Below are 14,669 nucleotides of genomic sequence, written 5' to 3'. Positions count from 1 at the left end.
AATTCTGCGACGGCGAGGCGGGCGCGGATGACATCTCAATGAATTTCATTCTGTTCTGAGTGATTCACCGCCGAGCGGCTAACGCGTCGCCGGCAGCCGTCGCGTCGCCCACTGCGGACGGGCCGGCGTCGACGTCGACCGCGCCCGTCGCGCGGTTGCGCAGCGGGCCGTTCGCGAGCTGGATCGTGATCGACGACGGATGATGCATCTCCTCCCACATTCTCCGCGATGCCTTCCTGCTTGGCGGATAGCCGCCGCTCTCTCTCGAAGTCACCTTTGCGCATTGACAGGCTCTCCGGGAGTGGAGCGCGGCACCGAAGAGAGCCGACGCGCGACGGTGAGCACCGGGGAGCTGTGCTTTGGGGTCGACTCGCCTTAAGAAAGGAGCGTTCCAGCAGGGTCGTATCGGAGGGGCGCCATGAAAAACTCGTTCGCAAGTCAGGTCCCGGTCTGCATTCCCAAGCTTCCGCCGCCGGAAAAATGGAAGGAGCTGGCCGTGCAGGCGAAGGCCGTTCGTCCGGACAACCTGCCGCCGGGCTTCAATATCGAGGACATCGATCCCACCGAGCACGGCAGGCTTGCGCTCGTCATCAGGCTACGGTGGCCGAAGACGGGGGTGCGGCTCAGCGTCGGCTTCCTCGACAATCCGGAGCCCGCGCTGCGGCGCAAAATCCTCGCGTACGCGAACATGTGGAGCAGGACTGGAAATATCCAATTCGTCGAGACGCGGTCCTACGCGGCGAGCGCGGACGTCCGCCTCGCGCGTGGCGAAGGGGGCTACTGGTCGTGGCTCGGCATCGACATCCTCAACCACCCGGGTCAGCAGACGATGAACCTCCAAGGGTTCACGCTGAACACGCCGGATTCCGAGTTCGAACGGGTCGTTCCACACGAGTTCGGCCACACATTGGGGTTCCCGCACGAGCACCTCCGCGCGCAGATCGTCGAGCGCCTCGATTTCGAGAGGACGATCGCCTACTTCATGCGGACCCAGGGCTGGAGCCGAGAAGACGTGATTTTCCAGGTGCTGACGCCGCTCGAGGAGAGCTCGATCTTCGGCACGGCCAGGCCCGACGAGGAATCGATCATGGCCTACCAGATCCCCGGCGAGTGCACGAAGAGCGGGATACCGATCCTCGGCGGAGTGACGATCAGCGAGAGCGACTACGACTTCGTCGCGCGCGAATATCCGAAGCCCTAGCGCTGAGCCGAGCGCTGGTGCCGCAGGCGTCCGCCGCGCGCGCGTCCGTCGCGCGTGGCGGATTGACGCTCGGTAGTCCCCGACTGTGAAGGTTCGCCATGAAAACCAGGAAGACCAAGCCAGCTGCTCCCCGCGCTCCCAGGGCAATGAGGCAGCCCGAGATCCCGCTCTCCCCGCACGCGGAACGCGCCGCGGCGAGCCTCCACGTGGTGCTGATCGGTATCGATGTTTACTCCGGCGGAGTCTCCCCGCTCCGCGGCTGCGTCAATGACATCGACGAGATCCAGGAGTTGCTGCTGAATCGGCTGGGCGTGCCGGCGAACCGGATAAAGCGGTTCGCCGCCCCCCTGCGCGGCGGCCCGCCGCGGCCGACGACGGTGCCGACGCAGGCGCCGACCCAGGCGAACCTGATCGCGGCGCTCACCGCGCTCGGGGATGAGGTGCAGCCGGGCGACCGGGTGTTCATCTATCACTCCGGTCACGGCACGCGCAGCGAGGTGATCGATCCGAGGGACAACAGTCGCTATTATCGCGAGGCGCTGCTGGCGACGGACAGCAATATGGCGGATGGGGAGAGGCTCCTCTTCGACTGGGAGCTGAACAGGCTGCTCGGGAGGATCGCGGCGCGAACGCCGGCCGTGACGGTGGTGCTCGATTGTTGCTTCTCCGCGGGGGCGACGCGGGAGGTGCCGGAGAAGGGGGTACGCCCGCGGTTCGTCGAGTCGCCGCGGCCGTTCGTGCTTCCGCCCGAGGTCGCGCCGCCCCCGGCGACGGGGGAGCGAGGTGCAGCGAGGAGGCTAGGCGTCGGCGCGGGCGATTTCATGGTGGTAGCGGCCTGCCTCGACGACGAGCGGGCCCGCGAGTCGGACGGCAGCGGCGGTGAGCCTCCCGCACCGGGCCGGCAGCAAAAGACGCATGGCCTGCTCACGCGCGCGCTCGTGGATCAGCTGAGCGCGCTCGAGGATACCACGCTGTCGGAGCTGCGCTGGGGCCAGATCTGGCGCACGGTGGTCGCCAAGGTGGAGGCGATGAACGCGAATCAGCACCCTTGGCTCTCGAGCTCCCCGGTGAGACGGGTGTTCGGCGGGCCGCCGGAGGAGGGAGACATCGGATATTCCGTGACCTTCGACGCGGCGAGCGCGACCTATCGACTCAACGCGGGATCCCTGGTGGGCGTCACCGAAGGCGCGGTCGTGGCGCTCTATCCGGAGCTAGGGACGCCAGGCGCGACGGCGGTGTTTCCGCCGGTCGGCACGCCAGAGGATTTGAGAGAGCGAATCGGCCTCGTTCGCGTGATTTCGACCGCCCCCGCGACGTCGTCTGCGAAGGCCGATCCCGCGATGCCCCCGCCTTCGCCGCCGCCGAGCGCGCTCATGCGCGGTCGATTGATCCGGCCCGGCGAGGCGGCGAAGCTCGTCGTGGCGCTCGCGCCGCACGACGAGGCGATGGCGAACCGGCTCGCCGCCTCGCCGTTCCTGAAGATCGCGCCGGCGGGGGACAAGGGCCAGATCACGCTGGTGCAGCGCTCGGACAAGTCCTGGGCCATCACCGACGACATCTACGGGACCGGGGAGGAGCCGGGGCCGCCCCTGCCGACGCTGCCCTTCCTGGCGAACACCGCGCCGCCGGCCGACGCCAGGGACATCGCGGTCGCTCTGGTGGAGCACTATTACCTCTACGCCGCGCCCCTGCGAATCGCGCGCAACTGCGCCGATCTAGAGCATTGCCTCCAGATGACGCTCCTCGATTGCAACGAGCAGATCGGCGTGCTGCCGCCGGAGCTGGCCCAGAACCCGCCGCTGCCAGCGCTGCAGCCAGCCAGGCGGGCCAATTACGAGGTGAAGGCGGGCCGCTTCGACACGGTGAACGAAAGGTGGATCACGCTCGGAGACTGCTACTGTATCCAGATCGAGAATCCCTCGGACATCGACCTGTGGGTCACGCTCGTCAATTGCGACAGCGAGGGGCGCGTGAGCATCTACGCGAGCCGCTACCTCATCGCAAGGAAGAGCCGCGCGACCTTCTGGTCTTCCTCCGGCGTCCTCGGGGATCCGATGTGCGCGACGCTCGCGGCGGGGCAATCGCTCGGGGTGGATCGCTTCGTGGCAATCGCGACGACGAACAACACAGCGTCGCTCGATTACCTCAGGCGTGATACGTCCTTCGCCGAGATAGCGAGCGGAGTCGAGGAGAAGGGCGAGCACGCGCGCGGCGCATCGGAGCGCTGGACCGCGGACGTCGTGGTGGTGCGAATGACGGCGAAATAGAGCGGCTTCGGGGCGATGGCGGGGGGGCGGTGAAGGGTGGCCACGGGAGAGGGAGCTCATGATATCTCGGCATGATCTGTATGGCCTCCAGTGCGGCGCTCTCCATGTGTTCGTCGATTTGCCGGAACGTGCGGTCCGTGATGCATTCGCCGACGAGGCCATCCGCGAGATGGAAGAGGCGCGGAAAAAGGGGGAAAAAAGACTCCTGACCGAGCGCTTCCTCCGGGAGGAGCTGCAGCGCAAGATCGAGCGATTGACGGCGCATCTCGCCACGGTGATCGATCTGGCCGCGCGAATGAAGGCCGCGCGCGATGGCGGCGACGCGCGCGAGGAGGACCGGCTGTTTCGTGCCATCGTGATCGCGAAATGGTTGGGTGGCGCGCTCATCAAAGCGCTGCTCGGTGGCCAAACGGCGGGGATGTCGCGCGTGGCGCTGGTGGGCGGCAAGAAGCTAGAGCTGGTGGCGCAGACGGGACACAGCGGCGTGATTCGCCTGATCTCTTTCAGCGCCGACGGCTCGCGGCTGATCACCGCAGCTGGCGACGGGCGCGCCATCTCATGGGCCGCGGCGACGGGTGACGAGCTATACACCTTCTGGCTTGATTCCGCGAGGATGGGCGATCCGGCCGGCGTGGCCCTGTCGCCTGACGGAAGGCAAATGGTCGTCGTGGGCGGCGAAGGGGCGGCGATCCGTTATCCGCTGCTGGATGAGATGAAGTGGCTATCTCTGCGCGCTCCGTTCAGACTGCGCAAGGTGCGATTCGCTGCGTTCTCGTCGGACGGCGCGAGGCTCGTCACGTCGGGCGCGGAGACGATCGTGTGGGCCGTCAAGGAGGGGAGGGTCGAGGCCGTGCGCCGGTTCGGCGAGCGGAGCGACGCGACGGCGACCGTGGCGGCGTTCTCGCCGCGCGGCGATCTCGTGCTCACGGAGGGACCCAATCACGACGCTATTCTCTGGAATGCAAGGACGGGGGCCCAGCTCCAGGCACTTTCAGGGCATGCGGCGCCGGTGCGGGCCGCCGCCTTCTCTGCTGACGGCGCTCGCGTCGCCACGCTCGACACGGCGGGTGTCGTGATCGTATGGGACGCGCACACCGCGGGTCGGCTCCTCGAATTGGCGATCTCGAGCGCGCCGACCTCGATCGCGCTCTCGACTGACGGACGGTTGCTCTTGACGGTGTCGCCCGGAGCGGCGGTGCAGCTGTGGGAGCTCGAGGCCCGGCCGCCCGCGCCGCGCGCTTCGGTCGCGCAGGCGCTCGCCATGATCGGTGGAGCGATCCAGGCGGCGGATCTGTCGCCTTCGGCGCTGTTGACGTTGCTGGTGGTTGGCATGGCGGACGGCTCGCTTTACGCCATAGATTGCGTAGACGGTGGCGTGGTGTGGTCGGTCAAGGCGATGCGGCTCGCGCCGACCTGGATTGAATTCGCCGCTGATGGGCGCCGTTTCACAGTGGCGCGCGAGGACGGGATGGCGCACGTGTGGGACGCCGGAACCGGCGGGCTCGCCGAGGTGCCGCCCGCGACGGCGCCGGCGCCCTCGCTGGAGCTCGAAGCCATCCTTCCTGGCCAGGTGATTCGCAGTGCGCAGAGCGGTGAGGAGATTGGATATTACGAGCGCGAGAGCATGCCGAATAATCCTCTGGTCCGCGTGGAGCGATTGGGCTCGGTGGGGCGCTGGCTGCTCACGCACCGGGACGGCCAAGTGAACGTGGTTGACGAGAAGCCGCTCCCCGGACAATGGCTGCTCACCGCCAAGTGCCAGTGGGGCGCGATGATCGCGCACGCGACCACGACGGCGCTCTCACCGGACGGGCGCTTCGTGCTCGGCGGTACGGCGAGCGGCACCGTGGAGCTGTGGAAGGTCGGCGTCGCAGCGCGGCTGTGCACGCTGCTTTCGCTGGCCGACAGGAGATGGGCGGTCGCTGACGACGAGGGTCGCTACGACACGTCGCAAGATGGTGAGGCGGCGGGGCTCCACTGGCTGCTCGATCTGGAGCCGCTCGCGCTCTCGCAGCTCAAGCTGCGTTATTACGATCCGTCGCTGCTCGCCAAGAAAATGCAGCTCCGCGCGGAGCCGGTGCGCGCTGTGACGCAGCTCGCGCCAAAGCTGTTTCCGTTGGTGAGGACGACCATCCTGGAGAGGGTGCCGAAGAGGCCGGCGGTGCACGCGGAGCTGAGTGGTCAGGGCAGCGGAGCCCGAACGATCCTGGAGGGCGAAGAGAAGGGGCCGACGCTGTACGTGGAGCTGCGCGACCAGGGGGGCGGATTCGGAACGATACAGATCGCCATCAACGGCAAAGAGGCGCTCGTCGGCCGCCTCGCACAGGACGAGTCTGGTCGGCCGTTCCTGGCGGCGGAAGGGCGCCGTCAGGAGTTCTGGGTCGACGCGCTCCGTGACGAGGCGACGGGTGCCATTCGCGAGATGTCGTTCGAGTTCTCGCTCGCCGGCCACCCCTACCTGCACCAAGGCGACGCCAGCAATCGAGTCACGGTCGTGGCGATGGACGCTGACGACGTGCTGGCGAGCCGCGGCAGCGAATCGCGCTTCGCGGCGGCCGGTACGCCGGGGCGCGTGCCGCCCGTGCTGTGGGGCATAGTCGTCGGCATCTCGCGGTACCAGGGCCCCAGTCTCCGCTTGACCTACGCTGGTAAGGACGCCGCGGACTTCGGCAAGGCGCTGCGGTTCGTCACCGAGCCGTTGTTCGAGGACCGCGTGAAGGTCAAAGTGCTGAGCACGGATTCCGGCGACACCGCGGAGTGGCCGACGCGCGCGAACATAGAGGCCGCCTTCAGGTGGGCCGAAGGTGCGAAGTCGGAGGACGTCCTGGTGGTCTATCTGTCGGGCCATGGCGTGCAGGTCAATGACGGGAAGGACGACGAGTTCCATTATCTGACCCAGGACGCGGTGGAGCGGGCGTACGCCGATCCCGTGGTCTGGCGCGCCAGCGCGCTCTCTAGCCAGGAATTGACAAAGTGGATCAAGCGGGTGCCGGCGCTCAAGCAGATGGTGCTGCTCGACACCTGCCACGCCGGGCGGTTCCTCAAGGATCTGACGGAGGAGCGCGAGGTGCCGTCGAGCTACCAGCGCGTGCTCGAGCGGATGAAGGACCGAACCGGGCTGTGGTTGCTCGCGGGGGCTGCGGCCGACGCGGTGAGCTACGAGGCGAGCCGTTATGCGCAGGGGTTGCTCACCTACGCGCTGCTGTCCGGCATGCGCGGAGCGGCGCTGCACGGGGGCAACCTCATCGGGGTCGGCGAGCTCTACAACTACGTCGTGGATCAGGTGCCGCTCTTGGCCAAGGGGATCGGCGGCGTACAGCGCCCGTTGCTGGCGGTGCCCGCGGGAGGGTCCAGCTTCGTCATCGGAGCGGTCGACGCGGCGCGGCCCGGGAGCTTCCGTCTCGCCGTCCCTCTGCCGCTCGTCGAGCGCAGCTCGTTCCAGGATGAAGAGGAAATGGACGACGGGCTCGCGCTCGGCATGAACGTCGATGAGGCGCTACGCGGTCTTGCGGAGGGGCAGCCCCCGCCGTTCGTGTTCGTCGATGCCACCGGGGTGCCGGATTCGCTCCGTCCGGCGGGGCGTTACCGCCGCGCGGCTGACGGCTCGATCCGCGTGACGGTGCGCTTGTTCCACGACCACCAGCGCGCGCTCGACAGCATGGTGGAAGGGCGCGCCGACGCCGTGGACGCGCTCGCTCGCCGCATCGCGGCGATGATGGCGGAGAGCATCCGCCAGGCGCGCGGTCCGATTGCCTGAGGTCTAGCAAAGGCAGGCAAGTCGCGGCGAAGCGCCTCGCGGGCGACCCAGGTCGAGATCACGGTATCCGTGCTCGATCCCTGGCAACGAAACACGCTCAGCGTCCACGTGATCCGCGTTGTGGAGGCCTCCTCCTCTCGCGAGCGCTTCACCGGACCTTGCGGAGCCTGGCTCCGCCGGCGCCGGGCGGCGCCGCGGCGGCGGTCTGGAGCGGGCGGATCTCCAGGCCCCGCCGCCGCAGGGCGTGGGCGATGCCCGCCTGGAGATCGCCGCGGGTGGTCACGCCGCTCAGGTCCACGCCGAGCTGCACGATGGTCTGCGCGACGGTGGGCGCGATGCCGACGAGCACGACCTCGGCGCCGAGCAGCGCCGCCGCGCGGACGGCCCGGAGCAGATGGTCGGCGACGCCCGTGTCCACCATCGGGACGCCGGTGACGTCGATGAGGACGACCGAGGCCTGCTCGCGCTCGATCGCGGAGAGCAGCGAGCCCATGATCTGCGCGCTCCGGTTCGAGTCGACCGTGCCCACGAGCGGCAGCACGAGGATCCCGTCGTGGACCGGGATGACGGGCGTCGAGAGCTCGCGCACGACCTCGAGCAGCCGCGCCTGGTGGTCGTAGGCTCGCTCGAGCTGCGCGAGCTGCTCGGTCCGCTCCCGGTCCCTCCGCGCCCGGAGGATCGCGGCGGCGAGCTGGTTCCCGAACGCGGCGATGAGCGCGACCTCGTCCTCGGTGATGCGCTCGTCCGAGCTGCCGACGCCCAGCACCCCGAGCGCCTCTCCGCCCGCGCGGAGGGGCACGTACACCCCGGTCCGCAGGCCGGCGCTCGTGGCGGCCTCACCCCAGGCTTCGGCCTCGCGGCGCTCGTGGAGATCGGGGCGCACCACCGGATGGCCCTGATGAAACGCCGCGACCGCCGCGCTCCGAGGGGTGTCCAGCGGGTGCACGATGGAGAGATCGACTCCGAAGTTCCTGCCGAGCCCGGCGCGGGAGGCGAGCACGCCGCGCTCGTGGTCGACGAGCCCGATCCAGCTGATCACGTAGCCGACCTCGTTCACCAGGAGCTCTGCTGTCCTGTCGAGCAGCGGCGCCTCCTCGGAGATCACGGCGACGGCGTCGCCGGCGCGGTAGAGCGCCTCCACCAGCCGGACCTTCTCGTCGATCTGCTTGCGGCTCCGGATGCCGAGCAGCGTCACGGCCGAGAGCTGGGCGACGAGCGTCAAGAGCTGCCGCTCCTCCGGCGAGTACACGTGAGGCGCGCCGTAGTTGGCCGACAGGGAGCCAAGGAGCCGGTCGCCGTGCATGAGCGGGAACAGCGCCATCGAGCGAATGCCCATCTTGTCGACCATGAGGCGCCGCGTCGTCTCGTGGAGACGCGGGTCGGTGGCGCAGTCCTCGTACAGGATCGGGTCGCCCGCGGCGATCTTCTCCAGGCCGGGGTAGGCCGAGCGCTGCAGGCGCGTGCCGGCCGGGACGGGCGGCGCGCCGCCGCGCTTCCAGACGCCCACGATCTCCAGGACGCTGTTCGCGTCGTCGCAGAACCTGCTGAGGTAGAAGGCGTCGTGGCCCAGGCAGGACAGGCTCTCGACGGCCGCCGCGAACAGGGACGCCTCGTCGGTCGCGCACGTGATCGCGCGGGTCGCCGCGATCATGGCGGGCACGAGATCGAGCGGCGCCGGCGTCCCGCCGACCTCACGCGCCCCGTCGCTCGCCGGCTCTTGCCGGGACGCCAGCGGCGCAGGGATTTCATCGCGTGTCCCGTCGCGCGTCGCGGGCGATCGGCGGTCGTCTGAGTCCGTCATCCGTCCATGCTACGTCTGGTTCGTGCCAGGTGGAACCTGACGCATCCATCGCCGTACTGCGCCTGCACCCGCGGCGGTCGCGACAGAAAGCCCCGCCGGTCGGACCGAAATCCCCGCCATGTCGAGGCTGCACGACGGGTGATACTCCTCTTCTGAAGGCGGTCCGGGCGACCGTCCGCCGAGGAGAAGGCGTGATGAAGACGGACGAGCACGAGAAACACGCAGTGAGCTTCGGGCGCGAGCGAGCATTGAGCTATGACGACCAGGTGCGCCGCTTCTGGGCGGGTTATGGCGTCATGCAGCAGGTCATCGCCGAGGTGATGGTCGCCGCGCTACCCGACGAGGAGGCCGCGTCGCTGCTGATCGTCGGCGTCGGGACCGGGAGCGAGCTGAAGCCTTTCGCGCGCTACGCGGGGGCCGGCGTTCGTTTCACGGGCGTCGATCCCTCGCCGGAGATGCTCGCCGTCGCGAGAGAGAAGCTCGCGGCGGAAGGCCTCCTCGCGCGGACGAGCCTGCATGCCTGCGAGCTGCGCGATCTCGCGCGCGGGCCCTTGTTCGACGGCGCCCAGATGATCGGCGTCCTGCACCACGTCCCGGGCGATGAGGCGCGCATCGAGCTTTTGCGGGAGGTCGCAGGGCGCCTGAAGCCGGGGGCGCCCTTCGTGATCGGCTGTCGGACTGGAGACGATCCGCTGCTGAGGGCCGTCGAGGACCGGCGGGCCCTCGCGGAGGGGCGGCCGCCCGAGGCGGCGGAGCAACGACGGAAGGCCATGGCGTCGTTGAAGATGCCGGCCTCGGACGCCGAGGTCTTCGCGCTCCTGGCCCAGGCAGGCTTCATTGCGCCTCGCCTGATCTTCTGCGAGCTGGAAATCAAGACCTGGGTGACGCGCTACGAGCCATCCACGCTCGGCGCGTGACGCGGCGACACGCGGGGCCGCGGCTCCGCCCGATGTTGCTCCTCGTCAGCCTGGCAGAGCTCGACGCGACGGTACGGGAGAAGCGTGGCGGAACGCCGCAGTGAGGCACGCGCGCGGTTCGCGCGTGGAAGGGAATGACAGGCGATGAGGTGCGCTCATCGGGGCGCGGGCGTTCACGCAAGCTCCTTCCGCGTGTTTCTCTCGACGAACGCTCAGCCCGCACGCCTGGATCGCGCTTTGCAATTACGGAAGACATGCCGCAAGACGTACATCGACACGCCGCGTTCATCGTGGGGGTCATGGGGGTCTCGCTGACGCTCGGCTGCGCCGGCGAGCCTGGAACAGCCGAGGCGCTCGAGGAGAGCGCCGATGCATTTTCAACGGCGCCGGGTGAGCCGAACCACGAGGAGATCACCAGCACCGCGCTGTCGTTCCTGAAGCCTGCGGTGATCAGCGCTCTGAAGATCGGCAACGTGTCGACGGACGCCGAGTTCCACTTCAGCAATGCTGCCCACTTCGACGACTGCAACTTCAGCGGAGGAGCCGCGTTCATCGCCGAGAAGCAAGCCGAGGCGGTGGCGGCGCTGGGCCCGGGCATCGCGCAGCTGGATGGCGATGCGCTGGCATTGCTGGCGTTTTCCCGTTCGCTTCACGCGGTGCAGGACTTCTACGCACACACGAACTGGGTCGAGCTCGGCGGCGACGTCCCCGTGGACCAGTCGCTCACGGCGTTCCCCGCGCTCACGCCGTACTCCGCCGTGCCTTCGACGGGCTTCATCGTCGTGCAGGGCAAAAAGCCGAGCGGGACGGCGGTGACTCGCGACGACGATGCGCCGTACCCGGAGTACGCGATCGTGACCTTCCGCCAGCGGCGGACGACCGCCTATGGCCTTGTCTCGGGCACGGTCGACTACGAGCCAGGCGACCACTGTCCGCCTCCGGCGGCGATGACCCACGACGAGCTCAGCAAGGACAAGACCTCCTTGACCGGTCGCGTCGAGCAGCACCTCGCGGCGAAGTCGCTCGCGATCCAGCAGACGCGTCATGAGTGGTGCCGGTTCAATCAGCTCGCTCACGACGCGTGGGGCGACGCCGGGACCGCGCGCCTCGCGGCGTGGGTGGCCGACCCGAGCTCGGCGCCCGACTGCACAACCGAATGAGGCGGAGGCGTTCTGGCGCGCTTCGTCAGCGAGGCGCGCCGGGTCGAGAGGGCGAGTCGCCGGCGCTCACCGACCTTCGATGACCAGATCGCGGAGCGTGTCGTCGAGCTCGGCGCGCGCCATGGCCACGTCCTCGATGCGCTGGGTGATCTTCGCGCCGATCTCCTCCGATTGTCGGGCCACCTCGGCGAGCCGGTCGAGCATGGTCTGGCGGAGCTTGCCGGCCTGGGGCGTGCGCTCGATGGTCCTCAGGCTCTCGCGCAGCTCGGCGGCGCGGTCGATCAGCTCGGCGCGCCTCCGCCGCAGCGGGTCGAGCTCGTCGTTCGCCGCGTCGAGCGCGCGCCGGAGCGCGAGCGCGCGGTCCAGCCTCGCGCGGAGCTCGGCCGGGAGGCTCGAGCCCTTCAGGTAGAGCGAGAGCCGCTCGCTGTCGGCCTGGACGAGCGGGATCTCGCGCTGAGACAGCCGCGTCTCCTCGACCACGACCTTCTGGGGCGCGCCGGGCGCGAGCTTCTTCTCGACGAGGCAGGCGTCCGGCGTCGCGTCCGTGCACCCTGGGAGGCCCTGCGGCTCGAACCCTGTCGCCCTCGCGTGGCGGATGAGCAATGTCTCCGGCACGTCCCGGCCGGGCCTCACATCGTAGACCGTCACGCGCCGGTACCGATCCTCCACGCGCAGCGCGCCGCGGAGCAGCGACACGAACCGCACCGGCACATCCGTGGTCATGCTCGTCGCGCGCACCTCGGTCGAGCTGTCGATGGCGTACGGGATCGTCGCGCTCTCTCCGGGCAAAAGGCGCGTGAGCACACCCTCGCCCACGAAGGTCCCGCCGGAGAAGATCGACACGGAGCCGGGCTGGAGACCGAGCGCGCTCCGGTTCTCGATCTGCGCGGCGCGGAAGGGGTGGGTCGCGCTCGCGGGCGCCGCGGGATCGGGGCGGAACAGGAGGACGTCCGCGCCCGCGACCGGGCGGTTGATGAGCGTGATCAGCGCCGACGACTTCTTCGGGAGCGTCACCGGGTTCGCGATCGCGTACCGGAAGGCCCCGGCCACGGCGTCCACGCTCGCCGCGCCCTCCGGCACCTTCTCCATCGCCTCGGGCGTGATGGCCGGCGCCTCGCGCCCCCGGCTGGGGGCCTGCGCCTGCCCGACGTCTAGGGCGCGCAGGACGACGCGGCGGTTGCGCTGCCGGGCTTCCTCGGTGTCGCCGGCGACGAGGGGCACCTCGGCGCCGCGCGAGCGCGTCACGAGCTCGGCCGTGACCCCGAGCTGGAGGAGCGCCGCGCGCACGGCCGCGGCGCGCCGGGCCGCGAGATCCGCCGCGCCCGCGCCGGCCTCGTCGGACGACGCGTGCCCCTCGACCTCGAACGCGCGGAGGTGCGGGACGCTCTTGAGCGTGCGCGCGAGCTCCTCGATGAGCGGCCTCGCGCGCGTCGGGATGACGTCCGAGCCCTTCTCGAAGGGCACGGCGGTCAGGATCTGGACCTCGCTGCTGCTGGCGACGCGGACCACGTGCGGGCAGCCGTGCCGGTCGGGTTGCGGGCTCGCCGAGCCGGGCTCGCGCGGGCAGGCGTCCTCGTGGTCGAGCACGCCGTCGCGGTCGATGTCGGGCCCGGGCGAGCGCTCCGCGAGCACGGGGGCGAGCGCGCCGCCCTCGCCGTCGTAGACGCCCTTCAGCTCCGGCCTGTCGAGCATCGCCGGCGCGCGCAGGTTCGAGACGTAGGAGAGCGGCGCGCCCGTCGCGAGCGTCACGTCGACCTCGCTCCAGTCCTCGTCGCCGATGTTGCTGATGAGCGCCCAGGCCTGGAGGAGCGCCCGCTTCTCCTTCTGCCCCTTGGCCGGCAGGATCACGCGGTAGGTCGCCTTCCAGGCGGCGGTCGGCACCGCGTACGCGATCGACACGGGCCTCCTCGCGGCCGGCGAGAAGACGAGCTCGATCTCGGTGGGCTCCTCGGGCCCGCTCGCCTGCCCGGAGCGCGGCAAGAGCGCGCTCACGGTGGAGGGGGTCTCGTTGGGCCCGAGGTTTTGCTCGACGACCACCATGCTCTTCAGCACATCGTCGACCTCGCGCTCCCGGAACCGGAGCGTGAGCCGCTCGCCCGACATGACGCCGGTGCGCTCGAAGTAACCGAGGCCGTTCTGGTACAGGACGACGTGCCGCAGGCGGAGATCGACCGACGGCCCTTTCGCCAGCGGTCCGGCGCACGCGCTGAGGGTCAGCGAGAGCGCCGCGAGGAACGCGTGCTTCATGGGGCGAGCTTTCCGTGGAGAAGTAGGTGGAGGTGCTGGTGCGCCGGCAGTGTACCCGACGCAGATCGACGGCAAGCGGTCGAGCACGGCGGCGGCGCAGCAGCTCCCCGCTCACCTGGCCGCAGCGAAGGCGCATACCGCATCTTCCCGCCAGGGTCGCTGCGACGAGGGGGCGGGGCCGATGAAACCGAGCGCTCCTCGGCGCGAACGGGCGGCGTGGGTGCGGCGGCCGCCGCGCGACGTGCTACACAGCGGGCTCACGCTGGCCCTCCGGGGCGATCGCCCCCCGAGCACCGAGTTGACTCAGCCCCAGCCCCACAATCCTCTTCACGGTGTCACGCTCCAGATGATCCTCGAGCACCTGGTCGCGCAGCATGGCTGGGAGCAGCTCGGACGCATGATCAACATTCGCTGCTTCAAGTATGATCCCAGCATCAAATCGAGCCTGCAATTCCTGCGACGGACCCCGTGGGCCCGGCAGCAAGTGGAGGCTCTCTACCTGCGGGACAAAGCCAAGCCCAGCCCGTGATCGGCCCGCTCGATCGCACGCCGAGCACCGGGATCCGGGAGCGACGCGGTGTCGTGATCACCGCGATGAGCGCGCAGAACGAATCATGATGTCCAGGCTGCCGTATCCGACGGCCACCCCGCTCGGTCAAGCATCGTCCCGGGACGAACAGGCCCCGGTCTTGATGCCGCGGGTGCGCATCACGTCCTCCAACGCTGGAGTCAGGCGCCCGGGGCGCGCACGAACTGCTCGTAGACCACGAGCGTGACCGGCTTGTCGTTGGCGACCTTGACGAGGATGCTCTTGACGCGCAGCCATTCGAGGCCGGTCTTGCCGGCGCCCACGCGCGGTACGCCGATCCGCGCGATCCCCGCCCCGGCGGCGTGCGTCACCATCGCAACGAGCGAGCGCTCTAGCGCGGCGAGCGAGGGCCTCTTCGTCGCGTTCTCCTGGATCGTGAGGCTGTACACCGTGTCGCCGCCCTCGCTCCAGACGAAGGCCTCCCCGAGCTGGAGCTTCCGCTCGGCGCTCCGCTGCTCGAACGCCGGGAGCAGGCCCGGCCAGCGCTTCTTGAAGGCCACGGAGATCCCCGTGTCCATCTTGCCCACGCAGCTCACGCCGTGCGCGTACGCGTGGAGATCCGGGGTGTTGAGGAGATCGCCCTTGGTGAAGATCGTCGGCACGCGGCGCACCCTAGCACTGCCGCGGTCAGTTTCGTGAGATGCCGACGGGCTCGCGAATGCGAGGCGAGGGGCCGACTATGCCCCGCCACCTCGAGCGCGCCGTTCCGGCCCACCCGGTACGTCCGCAC

At 69.5% G+C, this 14,669-nt stretch carries 10 protein-coding genes; 6 read left to right on the top strand and 4 right to left on the bottom strand.

Annotated features, from left to right (window positions below):
* Positions 1-64 precede the first annotated feature (64 nt).
* Positions 65-208, bottom strand: coding sequence for a hypothetical protein (locus tag WMF29_RS36190; RefSeq protein ID WP_437324669.1), 144 nt, complete (start codon positions 206-208; stop codon positions 65-67).
* Positions 209-418: 210 nt separating this feature from the next.
* Between WMF29_RS36190 and WMF29_RS36185 the strand changes: the two genes are divergently transcribed.
* From WMF29_RS36185 to WMF29_RS36175, 3 genes are all read left to right on the top strand, one after another.
* Positions 419-1,201: a M12 family metallopeptidase gene (locus WMF29_RS36185; RefSeq protein WP_437324668.1), complete on the top strand. Its 783-nt coding sequence runs from the start codon at positions 419-421 to the stop codon at positions 1,199-1,201.
* Positions 1,202-1,347: 146 nt separating this feature from the next.
* Positions 1,348-3,468 (top strand): caspase family protein, encoded by a 2,121-nt coding sequence (locus WMF29_RS36180; protein ID WP_437324667.1) that lies wholly within the window; start codon positions 1,348-1,350, stop codon positions 3,466-3,468.
* 58 nt (positions 3,469-3,526) lie between these two features.
* Positions 3,527-7,225: a caspase family protein gene (locus tag WMF29_RS36175; RefSeq protein WP_437324666.1), complete on the top strand. Its 3,699-nt coding sequence runs from the start codon at positions 3,527-3,529 to the stop codon at positions 7,223-7,225.
* Positions 7,226-7,373: 148 nt separating this feature from the next.
* Here WMF29_RS36175 and WMF29_RS36170 read toward each other — a convergent pair whose 3' ends face one another.
* A complete protein-coding gene (locus tag WMF29_RS36170) occupies positions 7,374-9,026 on the bottom strand; it encodes a GAF domain-containing protein (RefSeq protein ID WP_437324665.1) in 1,653 nt (550 codons plus the stop codon).
* 194 nt (positions 9,027-9,220) lie between these two features.
* On the opposite strand from WMF29_RS36170, the gene WMF29_RS36165 reads away from it, so the two are divergent.
* Entirely contained in the window at positions 9,221-9,943 is a 723-nt protein-coding gene (locus WMF29_RS36165; protein WP_437324664.1) for an SAM-dependent methyltransferase, read from the top strand.
* 134 nt (positions 9,944-10,077) lie between these two features.
* A complete protein-coding gene (locus WMF29_RS36160; protein WP_437324663.1) occupies positions 10,078-11,103 on the top strand; it encodes a hypothetical protein in 1,026 nt (341 codons plus the stop codon).
* 66 nt (positions 11,104-11,169) lie between these two features.
* Here WMF29_RS36160 and WMF29_RS36155 read toward each other — a convergent pair whose 3' ends face one another.
* Complete coding sequence (locus WMF29_RS36155) at positions 11,170-13,350, bottom strand: OmpA family protein (RefSeq protein ID WP_437324662.1); 2,181 nt, start codon at positions 13,348-13,350, stop codon at positions 11,170-11,172.
* 49 nt (positions 13,351-13,399) lie between these two features.
* Between WMF29_RS36155 and WMF29_RS36150 the strand changes: the two genes are divergently transcribed.
* The gene (locus tag WMF29_RS36150; protein WP_437324661.1) at positions 13,400-13,879 is read left to right on the top strand and encodes a VF530 family DNA-binding protein; all 480 of its coding nucleotides are present in this window, start codon (positions 13,400-13,402) and stop codon (positions 13,877-13,879) included.
* 200 nt (positions 13,880-14,079) lie between these two features.
* Here WMF29_RS36150 and WMF29_RS36145 read toward each other — a convergent pair whose 3' ends face one another.
* Positions 14,080-14,541, bottom strand: a complete 462-nt coding sequence (locus WMF29_RS36145) for a macro domain-containing protein (protein ID WP_437324660.1) — start codon at positions 14,539-14,541, stop codon at positions 14,080-14,082.
* Positions 14,542-14,669: the final 128 nt, after the last annotated feature.

This window comes from Sorangium sp. So ce381 (assembly GCF_051473845.1).
Taxonomy (GTDB): domain Bacteria; phylum Myxococcota_A; class Polyangia; order Polyangiales; family Polyangiaceae; genus Sorangium; species Sorangium atrum.
The sequence above is the reverse complement of the archived record's forward strand: the minus strand, read 5'-3'. Positions and strand labels throughout refer to the sequence as shown.

Coding starts and splice junctions, on each gene's coding strand:
- WMF29_RS36165 (WP_437324664.1), top strand. CDS start 9,221: ATGAAGACGGACGAGCACGAGAAACACGCAGTGAGCTTCGGGCGCGAG.
- WMF29_RS36180 (WP_437324667.1), top strand. CDS start 1,348: ATGAGGCAGCCCGAGATCCCGCTCTCCCCGCACGCGGAACGCGCCGCG.
- WMF29_RS36185 (WP_437324668.1), top strand. CDS start 419: ATGAAAAACTCGTTCGCAAGTCAGGTCCCGGTCTGCATTCCCAAGCTT.
- WMF29_RS36160 (WP_437324663.1), top strand. CDS start 10,078: ATGACAGGCGATGAGGTGCGCTCATCGGGGCGCGGGCGTTCACGCAAG.
- WMF29_RS36155 (WP_437324662.1), bottom strand. CDS start 13,350: ATGAAGCACGCGTTCCTCGCGGCGCTCTCGCTGACCCTCAGCGCGTGC.
- WMF29_RS36170 (WP_437324665.1), bottom strand. CDS start 9,026: ATGACGGACTCAGACGACCGCCGATCGCCCGCGACGCGCGACGGGACA.
- WMF29_RS36190 (WP_437324669.1), bottom strand. CDS start 208: ATGCATCATCCGTCGTCGATCACGATCCAGCTCGCGAACGGCCCGCTG.
- WMF29_RS36175 (WP_437324666.1), top strand. CDS start 3,527: ATGATATCTCGGCATGATCTGTATGGCCTCCAGTGCGGCGCTCTCCAT.